This window comes from Yersinia sp. 1652 StPb PI (assembly GCF_041538345.1).
In the GTDB taxonomy this organism is placed as follows: Bacteria; Pseudomonadota; Gammaproteobacteria; order Enterobacterales; family Enterobacteriaceae; genus Yersinia; species Yersinia enterocolitica_E.
On the sequence record NZ_JAULSM010000001.1, the window covers coordinates 3,135,185 to 3,148,176 of the forward strand.

Genomic DNA, 12,992 nt, shown 5'->3' on the forward strand with positions numbered 1-12,992 from the left:
GTATTTATTAATAATGCCCTTCTCAAACATCTAATGATAGTACACAAGGTAAAATTAGTATGATATTCCTTTCATTCCTTCGCTGGTGTACCGTTCCCCATATATATCTAGTTTATTCTTAATATCATTTAAAATTTTTATATCCGCATCTTCTAATTTAATATGACACGAGGCGACGTTCTCTCTTAAATATCGTTCTTTTTTCGTGCCAGGAATAGGTACGATATTAACACTTTGAGCCAATAACCAGGCAAGTGCTATCTGACCAAGACTACAATTATATTTATGACTTAATGGTGTAATAGCCTCTAAAATAGCAAGGTTCTTGGCCATATTCTCTTCAGAGAAACGAGGATTGAAACGCCGGAAGTCATCGACTGAAAAGTCGTTTACTGAAGTATATTTTCCAGTTAAAAAGCCTCGGCCAAGTGGTGAATAAGGTACCAATCCAATATTATTATTTTTCAGAAATGGTAATATTTCATCTTCAATATCCCGAGTCCAAAGAGAATACTCCGTTTGCAAAGCGTCGACAGGAAATACCGACAGCGCCCGCTGAAGAATATCAACAAAAACTTCACATAGGCCAATATGCAATATTTTGCCCTCTTTGACTAAGTTCGCCAAAGTATACATAGTCTCTTCGATAGGTGTTTCAGCATCAAGCCTATGCATGTAATAAAGGTCGATTTTTTACAACCCCAATCGTTCTAATGATGATTCACAACTTTGCTTTATATAATCAGGAGAATTATTGATTTTTCGTTCATAACCAGCGCTATTTCCGCGATCAATACCACACTTGGTGGCGATAGTTAAGTTTGCACGATCATTAGCCGTCAAACCAGACAAACAGCGCCCAATCAATGATTCATTATGACCACGACCATACATATCTGCCGTATCAAAAAAAGTCACCCCTTCATTTATCGCTGTATGCAATACTTTCAGTGAATCAATCTCATCACTAGGCCCATAGAATTCACTCAGCCCCATAGCACCATATCCAATCGCAGATACCTGTAAGTGAGAACCTAAAGTTCGCTGTGGCAATTCGTTATTATTCATTTTATTTCCTTATATTTAAATGATCAAATCTCGCTATCTATATCCAATTTTTACACTTGAACCCTTTTCTTAATTATCTCACTAAATGAATATTTCCGTCATTCCAAGTACCTACGAGATAACTATTCCCGTGTTTCGCTAATGCAACTGCGCCACTAAAATTATCATCCAATAGTTCGGTTTTTCCCGAAATGACATTGACACGTTTAACAGCATCCGCACCATTATCGATAGCGACAATAACGTCATCCGACTCAGCAACAATACCCACACCGGGGCGAATAAAGTCATGACCTAACTCCCGCTTATCGCCCGCTTTATTGATATGAGTTAACCGACCGCTATATTGGGTCACGACTAAACTTCCATCGTTGAGTTCAACAACCCCCACAGGAAGATTTAACCCTGTAACAAGAGTTATTACACTGCCTGTATCTAGATTAAGTGAAGATATATCACCGGATGACCGATTCGTAATCAATAAATTACCCGACTTAGAAAATGCAATCCCTGTTGGGGTTCGGTAACCTGTCGATATCTTCTGCTGAACGCCCTCGGGACTAATTTTTAGAATGTAATTGTCAGAATATGAGGACACATAGACATCGCCATTCTGATTAATGGTAATGCCCGCAGGAGATGATATATTATCTGCGAAAACTTCCTTTTTACCATTAGTATTTATTTTAGTGATCGAGCCAGCGGACCAATTAGTTACATACACAACGCCTTGTTGGTTGACAGCAATCCCTGTAGGTGCATTAAATCCCGTATAAATAATTGATGAATCAGCCATAAGTCCCTCATTAAAAAAACAGCAGACAGTATAAATAAAAAAACACTTAATTTTTTCATAAAAAATTCCTTATTAGCATTCTTTAATAACCAATAGTTGCGCCACCATCGATATTCAATGAGGCACCATTAATAAATGATGACTTCTCGCTTAATAAAAATAATATTGCATTATTGATATCTTCAGTACGGGCGTATCTCTTATATGGATTCATAGATTGTAGATTTGCATCTAACACATCTTTTTCAATCGCTTTAAACTTAGCTAATTTATCGCATGTCTGACTCCAAGACTCAGTCTCAGTGATCCAGGGATTAATTGCATTTAAATTGATATTCTCAGCGGCTAAATACTTTGAACATGCTTTGGTGAACCCAGCTAATGCTGAATTAACAGTGCTATTAATAATAAAAAGTGGATCAGGATCATAGCAGAAAGTGCCATTAATAATAATTATTTTCCCGCGTTGATACTTTGACATCATCCTGGACACCGCTTGGGTCATTCGGATTGTTCCCATAAGCTTTGCCTGCATCGTCACCTGCCAGTCATCCTCTGTAGTAGAGAAAAAATCTGTCGGCTCACCATTCCCTGCTGCATTTATCAGTACATCAATTGGACCATAATATTCATCAATATAGGCCACCCCTTGATCCACAGAGATCTGACTAGATATATCTATCTTTTGCGTAACAACATAAGATTGCTTATTCGTCTGGTTAATTATCTCCTGCTTTACTCGTTCCAATTTGTTATCGTTGCGCCCGACCAATACTACTTTATAATTGTTTTCCACCAACCCCCGGACTATTTCCTTACCAATGGAACCCGTTGCCCCCGTCACTATAGCTAATTTATTTAACATGATTTTATTTTGAACTCTCAATAGGGTTAAAAAACTGCTGGCTTTAGACTTCCCAATATAATTAATCGCCAGAATAATATTAATCACTGATACAGAAACACAGACTATCACCACACCCAACCAATTCATCGAATGCCATACTAAACCAAGAACAAATGTGCCAAAACTCCCTCCAGCTAGACAGGACAAAAGATATAATGATGAAACTGTTCCTTTAGATGAACTATCTACAAATTGGTTAAGGATAGACATAACAATAGGCTGTATACCAAAAACGAATATAAATAAAGCAAAAATCCCCAACGCAACAATATAAATATTATTGCTAAAGGCAATAACTAATATAGACGCAGATACCCCACATAAGAATGTGATTATAATTTTTTTCTTATCAATAGCCATTGCAAGTTTTGCACTTATAAATGCCCCACCAACTGCACTTATTCCAACGAAGTTCAACCAACCCAAAGCTGTCGATGATAGAGTAAAAGGCATTCCTCTAAGGTAGTAAGTTAGAAATGAAGACAATCCTAAATAACTAAAGAAAAGGAGAAAACCTAAAGATAAAAACAGAATAATATTTCTATCAGTGAGCATTTTTGCTGCATTTATATAAACATGACTCAATTTTTTATGATTACGCTCGACAGTAGAGTTTTCTTTTAGCCCAATAATTATCAGCAGTGCTGAAATCAGAACTAGCACTGCATACATAGAGAACGCAGTACGCCAGGAAAAGTGATCGGATAAAATACCAATGATGCTACGACTAAAAATGATACCGACAATTGATGCCGATATCATTAATCCCATTGCTTGTGGGAGTCTATCCGCTGCAGTATTTTTAGCAGTATAAGCAAATAAAGCAGCAGGAACCGCAGCAGCAAAAAATCCAAGTAATGCCATAACGAGAAGAAAAACATTATAGTTTGTAATATAAAGGCAAATAATCAAACAGAAAATAACACCTGCGCATCCAAACAAGCTCAAATACTTAGCTGACGCTCTGTCAGATAGAGGACCAAATATAAAAAATGAAATAGCATAAATAAAGCATGACACACTAAATGAATAGCGTGCATCTAGTACCGCCACATGAAAACTTTCTGATATTTCCTGAAAAATTAGCTGTGTGATATAAACTGCACCTACCGATAAAATAACCCCGATAACCGATATGATCAGGCTAGAAAACTCGCCGTCTGAATTACTATTTCCGAGTATGTTATTTGAATGCATAATTACACCTATTACTTTCATTTATAATAATTAAATATCTTTCGCTATTTAGCTAGAGATAGGTATTATCAGTTATGCCAAAGTTTCCTTGGCACCGCTGTATAATAACTCACTACAATAGTCAGATTTAGATTCAGCGATTCACTTAGATAAGAGTCTCTAATATAAAATCAAGGCAGAAAGATATTTAATATATGTAGCTATAATCGTGTCACTGCCATTGCTAAACCTTCACCACCACCGACACACAACGCCGCGATTCCATTTTTTAGATTACGAGCACTCAGTTGATAGATAAGTGAAACCAAAATGCGGCAACCTGAAGCACCAATCGGATGTCCTAAGGCAATCGCACCACCATTAATATTGATCTTCTCTTTCGGGATAGCTAATGCCCTTTTAATGGCTAACGACTGTGCAGCAAAAGCTTCATTACATTCAAAGAGATCTATCTGAGAAATATCTTTATTGATCTTATCCAAACACTGAGTAATTGCTGCAATGGGTGCAACACCCATGATTGAGGGACAAATACCTGTATTAGCGAAAGCAGAAATTTTCACCAAAGGTATCAACCCCAGCTCTTTGGCTTTACTGGCACTACAAACAATGACTGCAGCGGCACCATCATTTAATGAAGATGCATTGCCAGCCGTTACTGTTCCTTGAGAATCAAATGCGGGTTTTAACTTTGCTAGCCTGCCAGGCTCAGTTACTCTTGGCCCTTCATCAGTATCAATAACCTGTGAGCCTTTTTTATGCATTACGATAACAGGTGATATCTCAGCTTTGAATTTCCCTTCTTCAATTGCTGTCAGTGCCTTGCGATGAGACAGTATTGAGTATGTATCTTGGTCCTCACGCGAAATATTATATTGACTAGCAACATTTTCAGCGGTGATCCCCATATGATAGCCCTTATAGGCATCCGTTAATCCGTCATTAACCATTGAATCAACGATATTACTATTACCAACACGAGTTCCTTGACGTGAGGACAATAAAATATGTGGTGACAGAGACATATTCTCTTGCCCTCCGGCAATAATTATTTCAGCATCTCCATTGCGGATAGCCTGAGCAGCCAATTGTATTGCAATAAGTCCTGACCCACAGACTTTATTAATAGTTAGCGCACAAACATCATTTGGCAGACCAGCATTTAATGCAGCCTGACGTGCAGGGTTTTGACCACAACCCGCGGTTAATACTTGCCCCATAATAACTTGGTCAATATCTTCAGCTTTAATCTTATAGGTACATAGTAAGTCTTTTATAACGGTAGTACCTAATTCAGTAGCCGGGACAGTAGACAGTCCGCCCTGAAATGAACCTATGGCTGTTCTCTTGGCACCTACAATAACAATGTCTTCCACGGAGAGTTCCTTTTAAATTATTCTAAAAAATATCATTAAAATATAACATTGCATTTATCACAATGTGCATTCTGGTAATGTTAATTAAATACTCACAGTAAGCCATTTATTATCTGCTGCATAATTACTGAGTTTCGTTCCCTCACCAATACATACTGGATGGCCAACACAGGAAAGCATAGGTATATCAGAAACATCATCCCCATAGGCAAAACACGTCGATAGCTTAATGTTATTTTTTTCGGCATATTGCCTAATAACAAAAGCTTTACCATCACCAATTGTTTGCGTTCCTAAAATTTCCCCAGTTACTACTCCTGAATTGTCAATGACTAATTCTGTGCAGAGAATATCTGTAACACCTAATAATCTAGCGATAGGTTTTAATAACGGAGCCATTGAGCCAGACACTAACACTATATTATGACCTAAAACTCTATGCGCTAGAATACTTTTTAATGTGTAAGTTATGAATATATCAGTAGTTGAAAATGTTTTTTTGAACCAGCTAACTGCACACTCTTCAATTTTTAATAAAGGGACGTCTTTAAAAAAACGATAATAAGCTCTATTTAATTCCTCGCGGCTATTCGTTTTTCTAGCCAGAACAGAAAACTGTGAATCAAATTTTTCTTTCTGACTGTCTAATTTATTTTCACTTGCCCAAAAATGGAAGAAATCAAACATGCTTTTTATATTTATTAGCGTATCATCCACATCATAAAACGCAGTCCGGCACATATTTATTCCCCATCCTCATAGCGCATTCTTCGACTTTTTTCCTTAAAATCAGGGTCATTTCCTGCAATACCGGCATCCCCCCACCGAGCAGGTGAGACCTCTTCAATATAAACTGTAATTTTATCTAATTGGCAACCTAGCTGGGTATGAACTACTCGTGTGATGTCTGCAATAAGTAAACTAGCCGATTTTTCATTAGCAAATGGCCAAGCCGTTATCTTAATAATTGGCATAATTATCTACCCTAGTGTCGTAATATTGTGAAAGTCTGACTGTTTTAACTTCAGATGAGCATGAATGTCGCCGCCTAATCCATATAGCCCTATTGCTCCGCCATAGCTTTGCTGTGAACTCATAAAAAGCACGACTATATTGATAATACGATTAGCCTCTTTATTTACTTTCGCTGGAAATGGATTATCTAAAATAGCCCAATAAGATGCACATCCATGTGCATCAGTAATAAATACATTTGGAATACCAAGGGGTCCAGGTCTGGTTAGCATATCTGGATTTAAATCATCTTCTCTAAGGCTCATTACTGTATATAAACTATTAGGAATAAGATGACTAAAATCGAAATCAAACCGTACCGACCTACTGTCATCCAAAACAGTAACAGTTAGTCTCCCTTCCGCTTTTACCCAGTCCGCTAAAGTTATTTTGTCTATTTTCCTTCGTCCATCACTTTCACGATAATCAGAAATATATGCCTGATTAAGAGAGAAGCTATCTCGAACCACTCCGTTAGCCTTCGGGCATTGTTCCGGTGCAAATACCATTGGGTAATTATTTAAAGGCAACGGTAACGGCAATGTAAAAAGCTCTATATCACTTAATTCATCTATTGAGGCACTAGATAAATCTTTCTTAATTAAATAAGGTTCTATATTACCAAATGGGGGGACAAGTGTTTCTTTATCAACAATCGCCATTCCCCAAAGGTTTTTATCCTTTTGTGGCAAAGTACCAATAACCACAAAATCCCCATTTTTATCGATGACTTCACTTGGCGGATAAAGTGGCCCTTGTGTAGTAATTGATAATTCGTAAATATATTTTTTATTACTATCCATCATATTTACTCTGAAATCACCTTGCTTGAGTTTATTTTAATAAAATGGTCGCCAATAGCTTTCTCTGCAAGTTCAGCCTCTTTCTTACTGATAATATCGAGTGGGTAGACTGTAAAACTTGCTTCCATAGAGGCACATAAAACATCATTTTGCCATGCTTCTATCGTGGAATTTATTTTCTCACGTCGCTCATTAACATCAATATCATTAACCTTATAGGTAATATTAGCTGCGATTGGGAAAACAAAATTATAAAAATTAATATTGAGTGAATTAATAACAAAGTATTTTTTGATATCACCGAGGAACGGATAAAACTCCTCAGTAACGGCAATAAATGTTTGCCTAAATGCCTCAACTAATAACATACCTTGCAAGTGTTTACCTGATTGATGATCACCCATTAACTCACAGCGCTCATCAATCATAAGTGGTAAGTTATAAATATCTTTATCGACCTTTTGGGCTTTGCCGATCAGGATATTATGCTCTTCTTTCTTATGGGTATAACTATTACTACCTTGTGGATATCTCTCTTGTAATAACATATGTAAGTCAATATTGCTGACCTGTTTATTATAGTGATGATAATTTTCTAATATATTACTAATAGTATCTTTTCTTACACCTTGCCCAACAACTAAAGTATTATTTTTAGCTAAAACTTTAGATGGAATCTTTGTCATTAAGTCTAACTGACTCAATGTAACAATATCATTACCCATAGCGAAATCGTGGAACTTATCTCCGACCACCAATAGGTCTGTTTTTTGTTTTGTTAGCATGTTCATCTGCCTCATTTTTCATTAATTAAATGAAATTTTTTGATAAATTTTTGTATACAAACCGTCATTGCCGCCAGTGATATATCTATCACCTGCTTGTTGAATTATTCTCTGGTAATTTTCATCGGTGAATGATTTTATGTATTCTTCAGGTTCTACCGAAAAAGATGAAACAAACATAACACCAGGTTGAGTACTAAATACTGAGTGATAAGCTTCAAAAGATTCGATCTTGTCCTTATTGCTACGAACAACGTTAAAAATTGTATTTTCCCGCCAGTTACGATATTGCGAGTGAAATTCTGGAACAACTTCTACATGTCGTAACTGGACATATTCAGAGTCAGGAACAGATTTCTCTGACACAATCGGGCTTTCAACATACTTAACCAGTTCACGTTTTACATCACCAGACAATAGTGCCGTAAGGTCAGCAAGAATATCGTTCAGATGATTCTCGTCATACTGAATTTCACTTATCTCAGTGTAGCTATTGAATTCCAGCAATTCCTTATCTTCATCTTGCATCGAAAGATAATAGTTTTTCATTGCGGATGACTGCAATAACCCTGCGAGTTTGGATTCCATCCCTTTCTTTAAAGGGTAGCGAGAAATCATTAGGTAGTTAGATGACATTGTATATTTCCTTTTCAATCAATTGTGGGTTAATCGTTATTTCGATGAAAGGAGCTTACGTTTTTAAAACAATGTTTTGAAATATTCATTTTGTGATAGTATAAAGATATCAGCAGGTTTAAAACTTGAGATAGACCTTACTGAAATGTCGCTTAAACGTGAACACGGATGTTGGAGAAAGTGATGCAGATATTTAGTAAAAGACTTCCTACTATCAGGCAGTTACAGTTTTTCCTTGCTGTGTGTGACGATATGAGTTTCAGACGGGCAGCCGAGCGACTAGGGGTTTCACAACCTCCGCTATCGACGCAAATTCGTAATCTTGAAGAAAATCTGGGAACAGCCCTATTCCTACGCAATACACATCAGGTATCTCTAACAGAAGCCGGTAAACTGTTTGAATTACAGAGTAGAAAACTCTTGAACACCATGGTTGCTGATTTGGCAGAAATAAAAAAACACAGCACTTATGATCAAGGGTTTCGTGCAGGTACGACTAAAACGTTAGACTTTAATTTAATGCCTAAAATTCAGGACACGCTTGATGGTTTAGCGCATACAAATAAAATCTACAAAGACACCTATACATCTAAACAACTCTTAATGGAAATGCTTAACGGACATCTGGACTTTTCGATTGTTGCAGAAAAACCATACCAAAATGAATTATTGGAATTTAAATTCATCTATAAAGAGATAAACTTGATAACTATTCCAAGTAGTCATCCTGCCAGTCAAAAAGAGTTTATTGATTTAAAAGATGTCAGTGATCTCCCGTTATATTGGTTTAGCCGGCTGGCTAATATTGATTACTTTGATAAATGTGAGAAGATTTTCAATGCGTTACCTTTTAATCTAACCCGAAAACCTGAGCCTGGTGATCCATTACGGATGTTATCAGAAATTGCATTAGGACGTGGAATGGCCTTTATTCCTTATTCTATGTGCATGGTTAGCAGAGCGGGAATTGCCTATAAACGTATGACACCTTATTACGAAGATAAATTCGGTATTAATATTTATCTCTCTTGGCGAAAAGATTTAAAAAAAATTAGCGCGCTGGATGCAATACAAAAAATTCTATCCTTAGAGCCTTAAGCTGTCTTGTTTAATTGTGTAATTTAATCATCTCTCGCGTCTGACGCAATTCGATAGCCACACTCATCTTAGATGATGGCTCTTAATCACATTGGGTAACTGTAGCTGTGTCGAGAAAACATCGTTTTTCGGTTATTACTATCACTTAATCACTCTAAGTTGGTGACAGAGTGACCAAACAGCCAGCTAACCGCTTATTATCTGGATAAAAATGCGTATAATGCTCGGCAGTACACTTCAGCGGCAGTCACTCTGCCAATGTCCGGGTCCCCGTAGTTAAACGGATATAACAAGCCCCTCCTAAGGGCTAGTTACTGGTTCGATTCCAGTCGGGGACACCATTATCACTTCTCAGCACATCCCAATAAGTCCATAAAATCAATTGAAAACAACGATATCGACAAAAACTAAACAATATGGATTTTCCAGAGAATCGACTGGGTAGACTACTTACGCTCCCTACTTTGAAGCTCAGTACAAAGAATTAATAATCAAGGTTGAAACACTAAAACAAAAGTTGCCTAACGACGACCAGCAGTGGAAACGCACAGAGTTTTTAGCTCATTTACTCCAGATAAAACATCATCAGCCAACCCATTCCCCTCACTATATGGACTTTATCTTCACTCCATTCCTCGTTGGCACATAATAAATATTTATCATAAATATCAATGAATAGAGTACAAATCCTCTCTATTTTTACCCAGAAAATCCACTATTTATCACTCTCTGCTTGTCAATTTAGATATATCGATCTAAATTAGATATATCTAAATTGTTTAGATATATCTAAAGGAGAGACATTATGTTTGGTTTTTCAAAACGTGGTCATCATCAGGGCGGCGAACACCATGAAGGGCAGCGCCACTGTAGCGAAAGGATGCATCGCGGAGGTCGTCATCATATAACCGCTGAAGGCGCTGAAGCAGTAAGGGGCGGCAGGCGTGGTCGCGGTGATAAAATGCATCGCTTGTTCGAACATGGGGATTTGCGCATCGTCCTCTTGGCGCTGGTTGATAAAAAACCGAGCCACGGTTACGAGCTGATTAAGGCAATTGAAGAGGCGTCCTCCGGGCTCTATGTTCCAAGCCCTGGGGTTATCTACCCAACGCTAACCCTGCTAGAAGAGCAAGATTTTGTCACACCAGTGGCAACCGGTAATGGCCGTAAAAGCTACCAAATCACTGATGCCGGTAAAGTTGAATTACAACAAAATCAACAGATGGTGGATGTGATTTTCTCCCGCTTGGCACAGGTAAATCGCCGGCCAGAAGGGAATCTGGCAGAAGGTATTGCTGATGCTATGCATCGCTTACGCCACATTCTACGTAGCAGTATGATGCGTTCTGATGTCGCACCAGAGCAAGTCGTGCGCATTAACGCGGCACTACTGGCGGCGGTAGAAGTGATTGAAAAAGAGTTAGCACCGCCTTCGGCTACAACTGATGAAAAAGATCAGGAGAAAAGCTGATGCCGGGATATCGTTATCGCATCACCATTGAGCCGCTGACCGACCGCAAAGGTGACGCTATTGAGAAAGCCCCGCTAACGTTCGAAGCCGAGAATCATGACGAGATCCTCGGCATCATCGAACGGTTACAAATGCGAGAAGATATAGACTTCGGCAAAGAGAAAACCGCAGCATTTGCTCTCGGGCTGAAACTGTTTTCAGAAACGATGCTGGAGAACCGTAAACACCCACTGTTTGCGCCGCTGCGCACCGCATTTACCGATTTCATGATTCATCTGAAGAAAGGCCCGCACGATAGTAATGATAGTGCCGGGTAATACGTCATAAGGAGAAAATGGACCCGCTCCCGACTATATTTATCCACTGGGGATATCGGCTATAGACGATATCCCGGCAGATGACTTAATCCAAATCGGCACCGTTACTGGCAATAACTTTTTTGTACCAATAAAAGGATTTCTTTCTCTTACGGGCTAAAGAACCCTTGCCCTGATCATCACGGTCAACATAAACAAAACCATAGCGCTTGCTCATTTCACCGGTAGAAGCAGAAACCAGATCAATACAACCCCATGAGGTATAACCCATTACCGGAATGCCATCAGCAATGGCCTCCCCCATAGCTTTGATATGCTCGCGCAAATAACTGATGCGATAATCATCTTCAATCTCGCCTTGCGGGTTAATTTCATCCTTGGCACCTAACCCATTCTCAACCAAAAATAGCGGTTTCTGATAGCGGTCGTACATCATATTCATGGTGATGCGTAAACCTAAAGGATCAATACCCCACCCCCATTCACTGGCCTCAATGTGAGGATTTTTCAGCGATTTTACGATATTCGCCGCACTGCTGTTATGGTCGTTCATATCGGCCGACGCACAGCGGGAGGCATAATAACTAAAGGAGACAAAATCCACTGTATGCTTGAGTATCTCGTCGTCACCCGTTTCAGTAACAATTGAAATCCCTTTCTCCCTGAAAAGCCGTTTGGTATAAGCCGGATAAGCACCTCGGGCCTGTACATCAATGAAAAACAGATTTTCACGGTCTTTCTCCAGCGCGGCCCACACATCCTCGGGTTTACACGTGCGCGGATAAAAGTTCCCCCCCGCCAGCATGCACCCCACCTGATTATTCGGATTAACCTCATGGGCAATTTTTGTCGCCAAGGCACTGGCAAGCAACTCATGATGAGCCGCCTGATACTTTACTTGCTCCTGATTTTCCTGTTGCTCAAACACCAGCCCGGCACCAGAGAACGGACTATGCAATAGGATATTAATTTCGTTAAACGTGAGCCAGTATTTAACTAATCCATCAAACGCCGTAAAACATGTGCGCGCATAACGGGCGAAGAAATCAACCATCTTCCGGTTACGCCACGAGCCGTATTCTGTGACCAGATGCATGGGAACATCAAAGTGGCACAGCGTCACCAGCGGCTCAATATTGTACTTTTTACACTCGGCAAAAAGGTCACGGTAAAATGCGATGCCCTGCGCATTCGGGGTTAACTCATCACCGTTAGGGAAAATCCGACTCCATGCGATTGAGGTACGAAATACGGTGAACCCCATTTCAGCCATTAACGCGATATCATCTTTATAACGATGATAGAAATCGATCGCTTGATGACTGGGATAAAACTCATCATCTCTTAGGGTAAAACGCTTCTCCTGCCCCAGCTTTACTGCCAAACGGTGTGGTCCATGAGGGATCATATCAACCGTCGTCAGCCCTTTTCCACCTTCAAAGCAAGCACCTTCGGCCTGGTTTGCGGCTAATGCGCCGCCCCATAAGAAACCGTCGGGAAATGTTGATACTGGCATTACATACC

Annotated in this window: 12 protein-coding genes, 1 tRNA gene and 1 pseudogene; 4 read left to right on the forward strand and 10 right to left on the reverse strand. The window is 39.1% G+C overall.

Features of this window, described 5'->3' with window-relative positions; translation table 11 throughout:
• Positions 1-54: 54 nt before the first annotated feature.
• From Q2T71_RS14320 to Q2T71_RS14360, 9 genes and pseudogenes are all read right to left on the reverse strand, one after another.
• Positions 55-1,053, reverse strand: a pseudogene (locus Q2T71_RS14320) (aldo/keto reductase).
• A gap of 88 nt (positions 1,054-1,141) precedes the next feature.
• Positions 1,142-1,864, reverse strand: coding sequence for a serine/threonine protein kinase (locus Q2T71_RS14325; RefSeq protein ID WP_372559521.1), 723 nt, complete (start codon positions 1,862-1,864; stop codon positions 1,142-1,144).
• A gap of 82 nt (positions 1,865-1,946) precedes the next feature.
• Positions 1,947-3,968 carry an SDR family oxidoreductase gene (locus Q2T71_RS14330; protein ID WP_372559522.1) on the reverse strand — a complete coding sequence of 674 codons (2,022 nt, stop codon included), beginning with the start codon at positions 3,966-3,968 and terminating at the stop codon, positions 1,947-1,949.
• A gap of 200 nt (positions 3,969-4,168) precedes the next feature.
• Positions 4,169-5,344 (reverse strand): acetyl-CoA C-acetyltransferase, encoded by a 1,176-nt coding sequence (locus Q2T71_RS14335; RefSeq protein ID WP_372559523.1) that lies wholly within the window; start codon positions 5,342-5,344, stop codon positions 4,169-4,171.
• A gap of 84 nt (positions 5,345-5,428) precedes the next feature.
• On the reverse strand, positions 5,429-6,085 hold the full coding sequence (locus tag Q2T71_RS14340) for an HAD family hydrolase (protein ID WP_372559524.1): 657 nt from the start codon (positions 6,083-6,085) through the stop codon (positions 5,429-5,431).
• A gap of 2 nt (positions 6,086-6,087) precedes the next feature.
• Complete coding sequence (locus tag Q2T71_RS14345; protein ID WP_372559525.1) at positions 6,088-6,318, reverse strand: 4-oxalocrotonate tautomerase family protein; 231 nt, start codon at positions 6,316-6,318, stop codon at positions 6,088-6,090.
• Between the two features lie 6 nt (positions 6,319-6,324).
• Positions 6,325-7,164: a hypothetical protein gene (locus Q2T71_RS14350; protein WP_372559526.1), complete on the reverse strand. Its 840-nt coding sequence runs from the start codon at positions 7,162-7,164 to the stop codon at positions 6,325-6,327.
• Positions 7,165-7,166: 2 nt separating this feature from the next.
• Positions 7,167-7,946: an AfsA-related hotdog domain-containing protein gene (locus Q2T71_RS14355; protein WP_372559527.1), complete on the reverse strand. Its 780-nt coding sequence runs from the start codon at positions 7,944-7,946 to the stop codon at positions 7,167-7,169.
• A gap of 21 nt (positions 7,947-7,967) precedes the next feature.
• Complete coding sequence (locus tag Q2T71_RS14360) at positions 7,968-8,582, reverse strand: hypothetical protein (RefSeq protein ID WP_372559528.1); 615 nt, start codon at positions 8,580-8,582, stop codon at positions 7,968-7,970.
• A gap of 183 nt (positions 8,583-8,765) precedes the next feature.
• Here Q2T71_RS14360 and Q2T71_RS14365 point away from each other — a divergent pair, with 183 nt between their 5' ends.
• From Q2T71_RS14365 to Q2T71_RS14380, 4 genes are all read left to right on the forward strand, one after another.
• Entirely contained in the window at positions 8,766-9,680 is a 915-nt protein-coding gene (locus Q2T71_RS14365; protein WP_372559529.1) for a LysR family transcriptional regulator, read from the forward strand.
• 266 nt (positions 9,681-9,946) lie between these two features.
• Positions 9,947-10,021: transfer RNA gene (locus Q2T71_RS14370), tRNA-Arg, on the forward strand.
• 464 nt (positions 10,022-10,485) lie between these two features.
• Positions 10,486-11,151 carry a PadR family transcriptional regulator gene (locus Q2T71_RS14375; RefSeq protein ID WP_372559530.1) on the forward strand — a complete coding sequence of 222 codons (666 nt, stop codon included), beginning with the start codon at positions 10,486-10,488 and terminating at the stop codon, positions 11,149-11,151.
• Positions 11,151-11,468, forward strand: coding sequence for a DUF3861 domain-containing protein (locus Q2T71_RS14380; RefSeq protein ID WP_372559531.1), 318 nt, complete (start codon positions 11,151-11,153; stop codon positions 11,466-11,468). The genes Q2T71_RS14375 and Q2T71_RS14380 overlap by 1 nt, the downstream gene beginning before the upstream one ends.
• Positions 11,469-11,553: 85 nt before the next feature.
• Here Q2T71_RS14380 and Q2T71_RS14385 read toward each other — a convergent pair whose 3' ends face one another.
• The gene (locus Q2T71_RS14385; RefSeq protein ID WP_372559532.1) at positions 11,554-12,984 is read right to left on the reverse strand and encodes a 6-phospho-beta-glucosidase; all 1,431 of its coding nucleotides are present in this window, start codon (positions 12,982-12,984) and stop codon (positions 11,554-11,556) included.
• Positions 12,985-12,992 lie beyond the last annotated feature (8 nt).